The organism is Wolbachia endosymbiont of Wuchereria bancrofti, from assembly GCF_002204235.2.
Taxonomy (GTDB): domain Bacteria; phylum Pseudomonadota; class Alphaproteobacteria; order Rickettsiales; family Anaplasmataceae; genus Wolbachia.
Map to the genome: position 1 here is coordinate 1 of NZ_NJBR02000052.1, position 14503 is coordinate 14503.

The 14503-nt window shown below is 34.1% G+C and carries 15 protein-coding genes; 8 read left to right on the top strand and 7 right to left on the bottom strand.

Annotation, left to right across the window (positions count from 1 at the left end; genetic code table 11):
- Positions 1-169 precede the first annotated feature (169 nt).
- Together CCY16_RS02840 and CCY16_RS02845 are read right to left on the bottom strand one after the other, a co-directional pair.
- Positions 170-1246, bottom strand: coding sequence for a rod shape-determining protein (locus tag CCY16_RS02840; RefSeq protein ID WP_088414807.1), 1077 nt, complete (start codon positions 1244-1246; stop codon positions 170-172).
- Between the two features lie 21 nt (positions 1247-1267).
- Positions 1268-2695, bottom strand: a complete 1428-nt coding sequence (locus CCY16_RS02845) for a gluzincin family metallopeptidase (RefSeq protein ID WP_088414809.1) — start codon at positions 2693-2695, stop codon at positions 1268-1270.
- 269 nt (positions 2696-2964) lie between these two features.
- On the opposite strand from CCY16_RS02845, the gene CCY16_RS02850 reads away from it, so the two are divergent.
- From CCY16_RS02850 to CCY16_RS06170, 5 genes are all read left to right on the top strand, one after another.
- Entirely contained in the window at positions 2965-3444 is a 480-nt protein-coding gene (locus CCY16_RS02850; protein ID WP_088414811.1) for an OmpA family protein, read from the top strand.
- A 176-nt stretch (positions 3445-3620) separates the two neighbouring features.
- Positions 3621-4916: a tRNA lysidine(34) synthetase TilS gene (tilS, locus tag CCY16_RS02855; RefSeq protein ID WP_088414813.1), complete on the top strand. Its 1296-nt coding sequence runs from the start codon at positions 3621-3623 to the stop codon at positions 4914-4916.
- Between the two features lie 12 nt (positions 4917-4928).
- Positions 4929-6758, top strand: a complete 1830-nt coding sequence (gene ftsH, locus CCY16_RS02860; protein ID WP_088414815.1) for an ATP-dependent zinc metalloprotease FtsH — start codon at positions 4929-4931, stop codon at positions 6756-6758.
- Between the two features lie 236 nt (positions 6759-6994).
- Complete coding sequence (locus tag CCY16_RS06165; RefSeq protein WP_245800737.1) at positions 6995-7213, top strand: hypothetical protein; 219 nt, start codon at positions 6995-6997, stop codon at positions 7211-7213.
- Between the two features lie 94 nt (positions 7214-7307).
- Positions 7308-7712: a P44/Msp2 family outer membrane protein gene (locus tag CCY16_RS06170; protein WP_245800738.1), complete on the top strand. Its 405-nt coding sequence runs from the start codon at positions 7308-7310 to the stop codon at positions 7710-7712.
- 70 nt (positions 7713-7782) lie between these two features.
- Here the strand turns inward: CCY16_RS06170 and tmk are convergent, their stop codons facing one another.
- Positions 7783-8400: a dTMP kinase gene (tmk, locus tag CCY16_RS02870; protein WP_088414817.1), complete on the bottom strand. Its 618-nt coding sequence runs from the start codon at positions 8398-8400 to the stop codon at positions 7783-7785.
- A 108-nt stretch (positions 8401-8508) separates the two neighbouring features.
- Between tmk and CCY16_RS02875 the strand changes: the two genes are divergently transcribed.
- Together CCY16_RS02875 and CCY16_RS02880 are read left to right on the top strand one after the other, a co-directional pair.
- Positions 8509-9081: a thioredoxin family protein gene (locus tag CCY16_RS02875; protein WP_088414819.1), complete on the top strand. Its 573-nt coding sequence runs from the start codon at positions 8509-8511 to the stop codon at positions 9079-9081.
- Between the two features lie 5 nt (positions 9082-9086).
- Positions 9087-10805, top strand: coding sequence for a monovalent cation:proton antiporter-2 (CPA2) family protein (locus CCY16_RS02880; RefSeq protein ID WP_088414821.1), 1719 nt, complete (start codon positions 9087-9089; stop codon positions 10803-10805).
- 47 nt (positions 10806-10852) lie between these two features.
- Here the strand turns inward: CCY16_RS02880 and CCY16_RS02885 are convergent, their stop codons facing one another.
- The 4 genes from CCY16_RS02885 to CCY16_RS02900 all read right to left on the bottom strand — a co-directional run bounded on the left by CCY16_RS02885 (position 10853) and on the right by CCY16_RS02900 (position 13151).
- Positions 10853-11476, bottom strand: coding sequence for an SURF1 family protein (locus CCY16_RS02885; RefSeq protein ID WP_088414823.1), 624 nt, complete (start codon positions 11474-11476; stop codon positions 10853-10855).
- A gap of 66 nt (positions 11477-11542) precedes the next feature.
- Entirely contained in the window at positions 11543-11938 is a 396-nt protein-coding gene (locus CCY16_RS02890; RefSeq protein WP_245800739.1) for a ferritin-like domain-containing protein, read from the bottom strand.
- A gap of 80 nt (positions 11939-12018) precedes the next feature.
- Entirely contained in the window at positions 12019-12513 is a 495-nt protein-coding gene (locus tag CCY16_RS02895) for an RDD family protein (RefSeq protein ID WP_088414827.1), read from the bottom strand.
- Positions 12513-13151: an HAD family hydrolase gene (locus tag CCY16_RS02900; RefSeq protein WP_088414825.1), complete on the bottom strand. Its 639-nt coding sequence runs from the start codon at positions 13149-13151 to the stop codon at positions 12513-12515. The genes CCY16_RS02895 and CCY16_RS02900 overlap by 1 nt, the downstream gene beginning before the upstream one ends.
- 670 nt (positions 13152-13821) lie before the next feature.
- Between CCY16_RS02900 and CCY16_RS05545 the strand changes: the two genes are divergently transcribed.
- The gene (locus tag CCY16_RS05545) at positions 13822-13995 is read left to right on the top strand and encodes a hypothetical protein (protein WP_179946039.1); all 174 of its coding nucleotides are present in this window, start codon (positions 13822-13824) and stop codon (positions 13993-13995) included.
- Positions 13996-14503: the final 508 nt, after the last annotated feature.

The following is a 14503-nucleotide window of genomic DNA, read 5'->3' on the forward strand; positions in this document are numbered from 1 at the left end:
GGCTAAGAAGGCTGGCGAAGCTTGTCAAGTGGTTTTTTTGTGTTTTATCTATCCTGTAAGCTACTTAAATGACAGCTATAATAGTTGTGTGCTTGATATTGTAATCTAATTTATATTGTACAATTCATCGAAAAGATTCAATGAACTACCTTCAAAACAGTTACCATACTTAATCTTGCTTAAATAAAACATGGCTAAAATAATCCATATTTTCGAGCACCTTACCACTGCCCAGGGCAACGCAACAAAGTGGGTCATCTGCAACATGTACTGGTAATTTTGTTGTTTCACCTATGACTTTACCTAAATTGCGTAGCAATCCACCGCCGCCAGATAAAACTATTCCTTTATCGACTATGTCAGAGGAAAGTTCAGGAGGAGTACTCTCTAGTGCTGTTTTAATAGCAGAAATTATCTGATGCACAGGCTCTATTAAACTCTCTGCGACTTGATATTCTGATAAAAGCATTTCTTTTGGCATGCCGCTCACTAGATCCCTGCCTTTGACCATCATCCATTCTTTATTATTTTCATCCAGCAGGCTTGCTGAACCTAAGCTTTTCTTGATTTTTTCAGCTGTTGTCTCACCAATTAACAACTTATGATTTTCACGAATATATGATCTTATTGCTTCATCCATAATGTCGCCACCTACCCTAGCAGAACGTGAATAAACAATTCCACCTAAAGAAATAATTGCGACTTCAGTTGTACCTCCCCCTATGTCAACAACCATGGAACCTTCAGGTTCAGTAACCGGAAGTCCGGCTCCAATTGCTGCGGCCATTGGTTCTTCAATTAAAAATACTTCATTTGCACCAGCACTTTCTGCCGCATCTTGTATAGCACGTCTTTCAACCGGGGTGGATCCAGATGGAACGCATATGATAATGTTAGGTTTATTGACAGTGAACTTTGTATTTGCACTGCGTATAAAATATTTTAGCATCTCTTCCGCGCTTTTAAAATCGGCAATGACACCATCTTTTAGTGGTCTAATTGCCTCTATTTCTCCTGGCGTTTTTCCGAGCATCATTTTAGCTTTTTTACCAAAAGCATAAGGAACATAACTTCCTTTCTCCTTTATTCTTGCTACAACCGAAGGCTCATCAAGCACTATTCCTTGATTTTTTTGATAAACTAAAGTATTTGCAGTGCCAAGGTCTATAGCAATATCGCTAGCAAATAAACCTTTGAAAGTGAAAAGGTTACAAAACTTTCCGGTTAATTTTTGAAAAAAATTCATGCACAACTCAAGAAAACCATTTTATTGAGATAAATCATACTTTTCAGACAAGTAGCTACTACAGCATTCAACATCTAAACCTTTGCCTGTTACTTTTTTCAGCAGATCCAAAAAACCACACTTTGCACTACATACATTTTGAGATAACCAACCAATGAGTAACCCAAAATCTCCTTTTATTATAGCACCCAAAAATTCGTAATGATTTTTTTTTATGAAAGAAAAAATCTGTACAGCAATAATTAAAGCTATAATTTTAATGGGAAAATAGCCCATAGTTCCGCTCACCCAATACTCATCTTGAAAGTAAGTGTCTAGTTCATTTTTAGCTTTTACTGGAATTTTATAATGTTCCATACCTTCTAGCCATGCGTCGTGCAAGTCTTTAACCTCTAGCGTACCATTTATTATATCCTGTTCTAACTTGGTTCTCAACATAATGTGGGCTAATAGACTAAATTCATCTGCCTTCTTTAAAGGAGACGAAAGATTCACTTTATTGAAAATCAAGTACAGATTCTCAACGCTGTTGATCTTTGCATTAACTTTGCCTTTTATAGTGAGCTTCTCTTTTATATATGGTTGAATAAACTCAATAAATTCCCTGGATGTTCCAATCATTCTTTCCATAAATAACCCTTGAGTTTCACACATAACGTATCTTGTAAATGAGTTACTTATAGAGTTTTGTGCTAAACATTTTTGATAAATTTCATGACCACTGTACCGTAAAAGTAAAAATAAACCGTAACAAAAATCAGATTCATCATAATCTATAGGGTGGTGATAAAAAGTATGGTGTGACGTAACACCTATTTGCTGCAAGCATAATGAACCAAGTTCAATCTGCTTTTGAGTAGCAATCTTCTGTGTATTAGTAATCTTGTATTTCTTCTGCTTTTCAATTATTCTATCTATATTGTCGCTGAAAAATTTGCCTAACTTAGGAAATATTTCTTTTACATCCTTTTCTGTGATATCAGAGTCATAGTCAGCAAGCAGTGAGTCATATTTTGAACATTTTAATTGCTGCGATTTTATAGAAACTACTCCACGAATGAGTTTGACTAAGTCAGCAAAGCGTTCTTTTAGTTTTTCTAAGCTACTGGGTTCAGATTGAGATAACCTCCGTAAATTTTGGCACTCAATTTTAACTTTGGACAAGGATTTTACTAAGTCAATGGGAATAGCACTGTTGCTTTTATGCATCCTCTCTATTAACTTTAGCTGCCAACTATCACCTTTCTTTTTGTTACTAGGAGTACCTGCTTCTGCTAATGATTCTTTTATTATATTGTGAGAGATAATCTCATGTCTAATTTCTTCTAGAAGACCCATTTGTTCAACTTTATCTTCTACGTTTAGTTGACTCTGATCTAGTACTTTTAACGTATTCTCAATATTCTTCAACCTATGTAATACTTCTTCTAGAAATTTGTAAGATTTCATATTTGTTCATTTTTTTTAGAAAACATCTGTTTAATATCGTAATAGATTAATAATAAAGTTAAAAGTATATTTACTTGAAGCACGGTAAAAAATTGTGCCTTTACCGGATTTTTCTACTAAAAATCTAGCATTTTATTAGGAAATTAGTTGTAAGACTGTAGAAAAGGTGTTTAGTGTTTTATTTTTCTTGACTATATTACAATATAGAGAGATTATTAACTACTAAAATTAAAGTTACGCACTATTTTAAAATTTATGGAGGTTTAGTAATGTGGAGTAGATTGATTGCAATGTGCTGTTTTTGTTTACTGCTTACTGGTGTAAGTTCTTGCTCAAAAAGAGGAGTGAATGCAATAAATAAAATGAACTTTGTTGTTAAACAGATGAAAGAAAAAAGGGTTTTTTTTGATTATGATAAATCTGATATCAGTGAAGCAGGTGCAGATACATTACTTGATGTGATGGAAGTGTTGCAAGATGATCCTGATGTGAAAGTTACTTTGATTGGTCATACTGACAATCGTGGTTCTTATGAATACAATGTTGCGCTGGGTGCTAGAAGGGCAGATGCAGCTAAAAATTTTATGGTTAGTTGTACACCTTACTTAGAAGATAGAATAAAAACTGCTTCTAAGGGTGAAACTGAACCTTTGGTTTATGTAGCAGATGATTCTAAGAACTCTAAATATGAAAAAGAGCATGCTAAAAACCGTAGGGTAGAGTTTTCATTTTCTGGAATGAAAAAATAGTTTTTTTCAACTATAGCTAGTGTAGTTCCACATCATACCGCGATTTATTCGCGGTATCTCAGTATGAAATCTAGCTTACAAGTAGTGGAATAATGGTAATTTTGAGTTACTTATATCTATGGCGTTCAGTTGTTAAGAAAGTTCTGGATCCCAGTGTTTAAACACTGGAATAAAAGATGGAATTAGAGTCGTTATTTCAAGATGTAATGGACGGTTTTGCTATCTGTAACAATAAAGTTGCAGTTGCAGTATCAGGTGGTATAGACAGTATAGTTTTATTGCACTTAATAACCAGTTGGGCGAAAAAAAGACAATGTCTACCCCCTATAGCATTAGCAGTAAATCACGGATTGCGTCCAGAATCCCAGGAGGAAGTTGAGTTTGTTGTAAGTTATGCAAAAGAACTTGGAGTAAAGAAATCGTTTATATTAAACTGGGAAAAGCAAAATATTAAAGGTAATGTCCAATCAAAGGCACGAAAAGCACGGTACGAGCTGCTAACAGGATGGTGCAAAAATAACGATGTTAAGCATCTATTTATTGCACATCACAAAGATGATCAAGCAGAAACGTTTCTACTGAGACTTGAACGCGGTAGTGGTCTGGATGGGTTGTCATCTATGGACTACAAATCCTCTTTAAGTGGAGTTTGCATACTGAGACCATTATTAAGTTTTAGCCGTAGTAGAATAAAAAAATATGCCGACTTTTATCGGTTGAAGTGGATTGAAGATAGAAGTAACCAAAATTTAAAGTATAAGCGCACATTATACCGCAACTTACTTAAAGCAAGTGGTAATCAAGAGATTTTAACAGAGCGAATATGTCTCACAACTCTTCATATAAAAAGAGCCACGAAAGCTTTAATGCACTACACACGCCTCGCATTTAATGATTGTGTTAACGTTCATGATCTTGGTTACATCGAAATTAAACTAAGTGAATTTTATAAATTACCAGAGGAAATAGCTTTGAGGCTTCTTCTTTATTCTATAATGGTAATCAGCAGTAAACACTATAAACCAAGATATAACAGTCTTATTGTAATATTTAATAAAGTACTGCAAAAGGATAATGATGTTCATTGCACACTTTCTGAATGTAAAATAAGAAAATATAGAGAGAGTATTTTAATAATTAGAGAATCGTCAAAAATACAGGAAGTATCTGTAAGTTTGCCGTTAAATGCTCCTATTGAATGGGATAACAGATTTAGCTGTACAATACTTGGAAATCGGGAGTGTTCAGTAACTATTGCTCCGCTAAAAAAAACACAGAAGATTCCTAAATTTTTGAAAGATTATGATTGCTGCCCTGAAGTTTTTTATTCTTTACCTGTAGTGTTAAAAGATGGAAAAGTGTTAGCTTATCTTCACCTGAATCATGATGGACAAAATATCAATGGTGATGAGGTTCAATGCATTATTGATAGCACAATAAAACAAAATTTGGTAGTATTAGCTGGTATTTAGTTAGAAGTAACAATGAAAAAGTTTTTAGAAGGCTTATTGATTTGGTTAGTAATTATTGTACTTATTTCTGTTGCTTATATTCAGTTTAGTGGAAATATAGGTAAAAGTAAAACAACCATACCTTTTTCAGAATTTTTAACTAAACTAGAAGACAATGATATAGAAAACATTGTCATAAAAAACCAGAGCATTGAAGGCAAGTTTAGGGATGGATCAAGCTTTAACTCAAGTGGTCTTATATATAGTGACTTGATAAAGGGCTTGCATGACAAAAAAGTGAAGTTCTCCTTTTCGACTGGAGATTCTGCAATGAGCATAATTGGTAAATTACTTATCCAATGGATTCCAACGTTTATCTTTATTGGCTTGTTGCTGTTCCTTTTAAAACAAACGCAAACAGGAGGTAACAGAACTATAAGCTTTGGCAAATCAAAAGCTAGGCTTATGACTAGTGGAAAAAAAGTGACATTTGATGATGTTGCTGGGATTGATGAAGCAAAAGAAGAGTTAGTAGAAATCGTTGACTTTCTAAAACAGAGACAAAAATTTCAAGTGTTAGGCGGGAAAATACCAAAAGGATGTCTTTTGATTGGCTCTCCTGGGACTGGTAAAACCCTGCTTGCTCGTGCAATTGCAGGTGAAGCTAATGTGCCGTTTTTTAGTATTTCTGGATCTGATTTTGTCGAAATGTTTGTTGGCGTTGGTGCAAGTCGTGTTCGTGATATGTTTGATCAAGGCAAGAAAAACGCTCCTTGTATAATTTTTATAGATGAAATAGATGCGGTGGGTAGGCATCGTGGTATTGGTCTTGGCGGTGGTAATGACGAGCGAGAGCAAACATTAAATCAGTTATTAGTTGAAATGGATGGCTTTGAGTCTAATGAAGGTGTGATAATAGTTGCTGCGACTAACCGTCCGGATGTTTTAGACCCAGCACTGCTTAGACCTGGTCGTTTTGACCGACAGATTACTATTTCTTTGCCCGATATAAATGGGCGTGAGAGGATATTAAATACACATATAAAGAAAATATCAATAGCACCAGATGTAAATGTGAAAACAGTTGCAAGAGGAACACCTGGTTTTTCGGGGGCTGACTTAGCAAATTTAGTGAATGAATCTGCGCTCATTGCTGCGAGAAGAAATAAGAAGATTGTTACTATGGATGATTTTGAATATGCACGTGATAAAGTGATGATGGGCGTAGAAAGACGGTCTCTAATGATGACAGAGGAGGAAAAAAAACTTACTGCGTACCATGAAGCCGGTCATGCAATAGTTGCTGTTAACATGTCTGCCTCGGATCCGATACATAAGGCAACTATTATTCCAAGAGGTAGAGCTCTAGGCTTAGTTATGAGGTTGCCAGAAACAGATAGAGTATCCCATACAAGAGAAAAGATGATAGCAGATATAACTGTTGCCATGGGTGGAAGAGTGGCAGAAGAGCTAATTTTTGGTTATGATAAAATTACAAGCGGTGCATCTTCAGATATAAAACAAGCGTCTGATTTATCACGTGCTATGGTAACAAAATGGGGCATGAGTGACAAAATAGGACCGGTATATCACAATCGTGAACAAAATGTACATAGTTCTGACATAATTTCTGAGGGCACTCTGAAACTTATAGATGAAGAAGTAAAACGAGTTGTATCTTCATGTTATGAAAAGGCAAAGGATATCTTAACCAAACGCTGCAAAGATCTGGAACTTATTGCTGAAAACCTGCTGGAGTTTGAGACTTTAACAGGAGATGAAATCAAAGATATATTAAGCGGAAAAAAGATTGTTAGAAATGACAACGAAAGCAAAGAAAAAGTAAGAAAATCCTCTCTCTAAATGTGCTCTCTACAGCATACCTTCCATTTTTCTACTCTTTTCCATACAGGTTATATTAAACAATTTTCAATTAATCAATGTTAAACTAATACCAATTCTCAAAAGTAGAAAAACAAATTGCTTTATTGCCTATAGCTGCAGCTTTGAGTAAGCTTGCAAGTTCTTTATTTGTCTAGCTAATAGTAGGATTAGCATAATTTATTTAATAGTGAAATGATAATAATTAATAAAAAACGTTGTTAATAACAACTCTTGCTTTGTTGTTGTCACGACAGTCTGGTGCAAGTGAAACAGAAGGATTTTATCTGAGTGGCAGATATTATAGTCAATTTTTTGCCAGCATGGGTAAATTAAAACTAAGATCTGAAGATACTAATTATAGAATTACAACAGATTTTTGCAATGATGGTAGAGATACACCAGCAGAATTGTATCACCTGGGTAAACATAGCTGAACTATGGTCCACCTTTTGCTGCAAGTATGGTATTTGGCTACTTAATAGGCAACTACAAAGCTGAATTAGAAGAAATATATTCTTCTAATATAAAGTGAGCAATATTGATCCTGGAACCGAAGGGATGACTATATATTACATAAAAAAACTTCAAGAACCAGTAGGTGGTTTAAGAGCAGCTCTTTATTATGTTCTTATTGACTACAACCTAGTTGAAAGCAAATCTGTAATAGCAAACATTTATCATCATTGGAAAAGTGATGGTTTTTCTTTTTCTCCTTATGTTGGAATTGGAATTGGTGCAACAAAGATGAAAATATTTAGAAAAACATCAGTAGAGCTTGCATATCAATTAAAAGCGGGCATTGATTATTGCATAAACAAACATATAAGTATACGTATCAGGTATAGATGTTTTAGTGCGATTGTTGACAATTTAAAGTTTGAAACAGCATTATTTGAAAAAGATAAAAGAAAAGGCAAATTAGGGAAAGTTTAAGTGTGGAGAATGACTTAAGTGTAGACAGATGGTTATTTTCTACAAACGGTGTTGAAGTTGGCCTTACTTTTCATTTTCCTAGCAAAGCCTGCTTTGTTGCAATGACTTTGTTGACAATTTCAACATGAACTTGATTATTATCTTTAGCTTCAATTTCAGTTATAATACTACACCTATTAGGCTCCTTTATAGCTATTTCTTGAAATCCTTTTCGAACCTTATTGTAAAAATTAATGTTCATCTCTTCATATTTGTTTTTATCATTTGCTCTGCTCAGCCCAATTTGAACATCAATATCTAGGATAAATGTGGTATCTGGGTATTTAATTTTTGCTAACTTGTGTAGGTCTCGTATTAGCTCTAGGTCAACACCAAGTCCGTATCCTTGATATGCAATAGTTGAATCGATAAACCGGTCACAAATTACTATCTTTCCTTTTTTTAGAGCTGGCAGTATTACTTTTTTAACATGCTCATATCTCATTGAGATGAGTAGCAAGAGTTCAGAGACAGGATCGATGCTGTCCTTAAGCAGTATCCCTCTTGCCTCTTCTGCAAAGTCAGTGCCACCTGGTTCTCGAGTCAATACCATATTGTTTTCACCGCGAATTTGCTTGAAATAATTTGCAAGCAACTCAGACTGTATTGTTTTACCAGAGCCGTCTATTCCTTCAAAAGTTATGAACATAAGTTTTAATTGTAATACTAAAAAAGGGGACGCAAATATTATACACATGAACTGTTTGACATTTAAGTAATAAGATCGTAAATTATAAGTTGTAATGGTCTCTAAGCTATGGTTACTCTAAATACTCCTAAGGTAGATTTTGACTTCACTGCAAAGAATTTCAATCTTCTGGGGGTGGATAACAAATACTATACATTAAGTGATTGTTGTGGAAAAAATGGTTTTATTGTAATGTTTATATGCAACCACTGTCCTTACGTTCAATCAATTATTAGTAACTTGGTAAGTGATGTTGATTTGTTAAAAAAGGATTATCAGGTAAATACTATTGCAATAATGCCAAATGATGTAAATGAATGCCCGGAAGATTCCTTTGAAAATATGATTAATTTTGCCAAGGAAAATAAGTTTACATTTCCATATCTGATTGACAGTAAACAGGAAGTAGCTAAAGAATATGGTGCTGTTTGTACTCCTGACTTTTTTGGCTTTAATGCTAATTTAAATCTCTGCTATCGTGGACGTTTTAACGATGCAAAAAAAGAAAAAATCCAGAACTATGAAATAGGGAGTAGTAATTTATTTCAAGCTATGAAATTTATTGCAGAAACTGGTAATTCTCCCATTAACCAAAAATCAAGTATTGGTTGCTCAATTAAATGGTCTAATTCTACAGGTTAAATATCATGCACAGCGGTTCTCAGCATTTGTTTGATATTATAATTTTACTCTCCGCTGCTGTCTTTATAGTCATAGCGTTTTGGAAAATGAATATCAGCCCAGTGCTTGGTTACTTTGTTGCAGGTGCATTGATTGGCTCTCATGGTTTTAATCTAATACATTCAGCCAATGCAATGGATAACTTTGCAGAATTCGGCGTAGTGTTTCTGTTGTTCATTATAGGTCTTGAATTGACGTTTGAACGCCTTATTGCCATGCGCATTCATGTATTTGGGTTCGGCTCTCTTCAGGTTATAGTCACTATGGTAACAATATGGTGCATCGCTCTTGCTTTTGGAGTGAATACAAACATGGCAGCAGTTATTGGTGGCGGACTTGCATTATCCTCAACAGCAATAGTATTACAAGTTCTGCAGGAAAAAGGTTCTCAAGCAAGTCAAGTTGGTAGGTTATCAATAGCAGTGCTATTAATGCAAGATTTTGCAGTGGTACCGTTAATAGTATTAGTGCCTCTACTTACTGGTAACTCTGAAAATAGCCTGATAAGTTCATTAACAGGTTCATTATTACAAGCAACTGTTGCATTAGTAATGATATTTATAACTGGTAGGTTGTTACTTAGGCCTTTATTTTCGATTATTGCTAAAATGGAAAGTAATGAGGTCTTTATATCAACTACGCTTTTAATAATATTAGGGGCAGCATTTATTACTGAGCAATTTCGTTTATCAATGGCATTAGGGGCATTTGTTGCTGGATTATTAGTTGCGGAAACAGAACATAGACACTCAGTAGAACATGCAGTATTGCCGTTTAAAGATTTGCTACTCGGCTTATTTTTCATGACTGTTGGCATGTCTATCAATATAGATCTTTTGCTCAATAAGTTGCCACTAATTACTTTGTTGTCGATTATCCTGATAATTTTAAAAACATCTATCATATATATGTTGTGTAGATTCTTTGGGTTTAAGCGTGCTCCTGCTATACAAGCTGGGTTACTGCTTGCACAAGGCGGTGAGTTTGCATTTATTCTATTTCGTTTAGCAGATGAATTAAATGTGTTGCCAAGCGAAATCGCTCAAGTGCTTATGATGGTAACTACAGTAACTATGGCTTTCACTCCTCTTTTGTCAGGACTTGGAGACTGGATAGTAAATTCATTTAGCACTGAAAAAGTAATACTAGATGATGAAGCTGTTGAGACAGATACACAAGATCTTTATAACCATGTAATAGTTGCTGGGTTTGGTAGGGTAGGATATATGGTAACAAAAATGCTTACTGCGGAGCATTTAAGTTACGTTGTTGTAGATATTCAATCAAAAATAGTTAAGGAAGGAAAGAGTGACAGCTTTCCTATATATCTTGGAGATGCTACAAGATATGAAATTTTAAAATCGGTAGGAATAGGAAGAGCCCAGGCTCTTGTGATCTCAATAAAGAACGAAGTTACTATAAAGAAGATTGTTTCTTTGGTTGCAACAAATTTTCCACATGTAAATATTATAATACGTTTACCAGATCTAAGTAATGCAGAGGTGTATAAAGATCTGGGAGCTAGCAAGATTATTCCTGAGACATCCGAGATGGGGCTGCAATTAGGTGGAGCAGCATTGAGCTTAAGTGGAATTAGTGAAAGTGGAGTTGCATCTTTAAAGAGTAAGTTTAGGAAAGGTAATTATAGTATGATAAAGGACATTAGCAGTGATATGGATGAATGATATTTCTTTAACTCTCCTCTGTTATCTCAGTTTATAACCAGGTAAAATCAGTTACTTAGATGGCATTTGTTTTGTCTATAATAAGCTATACACATAATTAACCAAATCAAGGAAAGCACAAACCAAGTTATCGCATACTCCAGATGCTTCATTGGCTGTATAGCTAATTTTCCGCTAAAACCTTTCTGCCATAGTATACACTTCTCTAGCTCAATACCTAATTCATTGGAGATTTCTTCTGTACTTAGAGTAAACCACGTATTCAAAGCAATATCATTCTTAATTAACCAACTTTTGCTTTTACTGCTATCACAGTATAAAACTCCATCGGCAACTACTTTTGCAATTTTTGCTTTTTTCTCTTTTTTTTCTCTGACTATTCCTTTGTTCACTAGCATATAACGTCCAGTAGTGAGTAGCATGGGAGACAGTACGTGATAGCCGCTCTGCCCTGCAAAGACATATAGTTCTATGTCACTTAGAATCCCATCAATTTTGACATGCCTGTAGTTAAATTGTGCAAGGTCATTATTAGGCAATAAATGAACAACTGGAAGACTCATATTTTGGATAATATTATTCTTCCAGTTCAACCTAAACAACTGCCACAACCCTAATAAAAAAAGAAGTAAGCAAGGTATAATTAAAATAAATATTATTTTTTTTAACACTTTATATTTGTTTGCATTCTTAGGTAATTCTCAACATCTATAAGCTCAACGAGGTTAATCTGCTCTTCAATTCAATGGAAAGTGCTCTTCTTCTTCATTTTTCAATAGCTCTTCTAATAAGATTGCACTGACAAAATCCCTTTCCTTTTCAGCTACAGAAATTGCCTCCTTGTAGTCTTTTATTCCTTCTCTTTCTAATTTTAAGTTATCTTCTAAGATTTTCCGTATTGTATCTTTTATGAATTTCCTATCATACTTTAAGATCTCATTTATGTCTTGAAAGTTTAGTGCACCTTTAAGCAATAAAATTCTTTCTGCCAACTTATTTGCGTGCTCAAGTTCTTCATTAAGCTCGTTTTTCATCTTTTCTGCAAGTTTATTAATCCCATGATCTTTGAGAGCTGAAGAATGCGGGAGATACTGGCGCACAGAAGTCAACTCACCGGTTAGTAATTTGTTCAAATGCTTTACTACCTCTTCATTGATAATCTTTATAGTTAATCTATCAGTATAATCTATATAACAATGAGGATGATATCAATTCATTTGATAGCTCCTTTCACAACAATCGTATCAAATAGCATATCGTGATATGTCTGTTTTTCCTGAGAGAAGCAAGCAACCAAATACCAGCAGATAGTGAGTAACAGCATAATTACTCCCAGTAAAATTAAAGCACTTACTAACTCGTTTTGTTCTTGGAAAAGCTCGATGAGGATAGCTATTACGTTGTTTAATAGATGAAGAAAAAATTGAGAAATGCTTCTATCGAATGCTAAACTCAAGTTTATTTTAGAACCGTCTAGGCTTATGGTATGTATGTTCATTAATTGCTGACCGGGAGTTGCCTGAGCTGCTGAAGATATAAAATATGTGAAGTAACTGCAATTTATACACATATATAATAGATCTAAAATTAATGGAAAATTCTTTAACAATAGTATAATCAATAAGTTTGGAATTAATAAAACTGCCATATCTATTAAATATGCACAAAAGCGCCTTTTTATACTGGTAATCTCTATAACAGTGTTCATCATCTATCTTTCAAATACTTTATTATGAAATCTGTAAGTTTATCAAAATGTTGAAAACATAACAAATCTTCGTAACCACTTATTGGTTGGCCGTATATAATAGGTAAACAATTGGCGTTTTGTGCACACAGAATATCCGTGATGCTGTCGCCAACGAAAAACACGTTTTCTCTATCTATAGGCAATCTACTCTCTTTTAGTGCAAACAATAATGGGATTGCAGATGGTTTATCTTCTGCAGTATCGCATGAACCAACTACTCTTTTAAAGTAAGAATCTAGTTTAAAATAGGTAACTTCTTCACGTAAATTAATATTTTTTTTATTACTTACTATTGCTAGATAAATATTGTGGCTTTTTAACGTCTGCAACATTTTCTCTACTCCTTGATTTAGAGTAATGTTTTGCAATAGTGCATTATCTAAGTATTGTTGGTATATCTGATTCGCTTTTTTCCACTGATCACCAAATAAATTGACCATATAGCTTTTTCTTGACTCATGGGAGTTTCTATCAGCAGCTTTATTACTATGCCCCATTGAGTCTAAAGTATGCTGGATGGCATTAAAAATATTGTCTTGGGTGTCAACTAAGGTGTTGTCCCAATCGAATACTACTGCTAATGGGCTGTTTTTCATTTCTACATTGTTACGTGTTTTAAGTTAATAAGTAAATAACATTTTAATGAAAAAAATGTAAATATGATGCCCTTGATGGTTTAAAAGAAACACTCTTTAATTGCAAGTTGTGTTAACTATTTTACATAATGGGCTATTATACTAGTTATTATATGTTTTATTAGTAGATAGGTATGGTTAAGGTTAAAAACACATCTAAAAAAGGTATGGAAAATTTTTAAAGATGTTTTTAAGTATTCTCCAGGTCCTTTTCCAGAAGGAGCTTCATTAAAAGGTAAAGTAAAGACCATTGCTGAATTGAATCAGAAGCTTGAAAGTCGGAAGAGCTATTCAGCTAAAAAAGTACGTCAAGATTTTGAAAGGATTGTTAAGCTTGACCACCAGTGTAAAGGCAAGGGTATTTTCAGAAGTGGAAAAGTTGCAGGACCAAAAAGTACAGAGAACTCCAAGACACTCCGAAGAAGCCCACAATAGAAGGTAAAGACTTTAAGCAAAGTAGATAAAAAGAGACTTCTGTGCAAACAGAGACATAGTCATCGGTAATACGGGAGTTCGAACTTCACAAAAGCCTAAGTCACAAGCTGTTAGTTCTTCTGAAGCACTTTGTTAAGAGAGTATTAGAAAAACACTTTTAGGTAAAGATGAAAGGAGTGTAGAGAGTGCTCGTGGCATGAGAGAAGGTATTCAAAGAGATATGTCAAATAATGAAGTGCAACAAAAGAGTATGGATCAGCGTTCTTTCATAAGTATAAACGGAAAGGAATTCAATTTAGAACCAGGAGAGGCTTTTATTATCAAGATAAAGCTCTTAACATTAATATTACATACAATAACCTTGAGATAAAGTAAAATCTGCAGCAAAGTATAACCTCCCTTGATATTGCCAATGTGGTCCACTTAAGTATCAATAGTGAAAAATATAATGTCCGACCTGGTGAATCTTTTAGTTACGAAGTCCTGGTTTAAAAATTGATGTAGTAAATGGCTATCGGCAGAGCAAGCACTTCAATAAAATTTTAGATCAAGATTAAAGCATAAACAAAGGATTAGAGCAGGTAACAAAACTTGAGAATCCGGTGATAACTCCTATTAACACTCTTAAAGTAAACGAATTAGATACAAGCCATGTAAAGATAACCTGCCTTTACAATTTAAAAAAGTACTTAATTATACAATAGATTTCTTGCATAACTTGAATTAAAAGATTTGGGCAGTTTTTGTAACGCTGCGTACTCTTAGATTGCTTCAGCTACAAAATTTAAGAAATCCACTAAGTAAGAACAAGACAAAAGAAGCCCTAGTTAATATCTATTTACAAACATTAGCGTTTTTTTATGTTTTAAATACTTAAT

Coding starts and splice junctions, on each gene's coding strand:
- CCY16_RS02875 (WP_088414819.1), top strand. CDS start 8,509: ATGGTTACTCTAAATACTCCTAAGGTAGATTTTGACTTCACTGCAAAG.
- CCY16_RS02845 (WP_088414809.1), bottom strand. CDS start 2,695: ATGAAATCTTACAAATTTCTAGAAGAAGTATTACATAGGTTGAAGAAT.
- tmk (WP_088414817.1), bottom strand. CDS start 8,400: ATGTTCATAACTTTTGAAGGAATAGACGGCTCTGGTAAAACAATACAG.
- CCY16_RS02880 (WP_088414821.1), top strand. CDS start 9,087: ATGCACAGCGGTTCTCAGCATTTGTTTGATATTATAATTTTACTCTCC.
- tilS (WP_088414813.1), top strand. CDS start 3,621: ATGGAATTAGAGTCGTTATTTCAAGATGTAATGGACGGTTTTGCTATC.
- CCY16_RS02900 (WP_088414825.1), bottom strand. CDS start 13,151: ATGAAAAACAGCCCATTAGCAGTAGTATTCGATTGGGACAACACCTTA.
- ftsH (WP_088414815.1), top strand. CDS start 4,929: ATGAAAAAGTTTTTAGAAGGCTTATTGATTTGGTTAGTAATTATTGTA.
- CCY16_RS05545 (WP_179946039.1), top strand. CDS start 13,822: ATGAGAGAAGGTATTCAAAGAGATATGTCAAATAATGAAGTGCAACAA.
- CCY16_RS02895 (WP_088414827.1), bottom strand. CDS start 12,513: ATGAACACTGTTATAGAGATTACCAGTATAAAAAGGCGCTTTTGTGCA.
- CCY16_RS02850 (WP_088414811.1), top strand. CDS start 2,965: ATGTGGAGTAGATTGATTGCAATGTGCTGTTTTTGTTTACTGCTTACT.
- CCY16_RS02840 (WP_088414807.1), bottom strand. CDS start 1,246: ATGAATTTTTTTCAAAAATTAACCGGAAAGTTTTGTAACCTTTTCACT.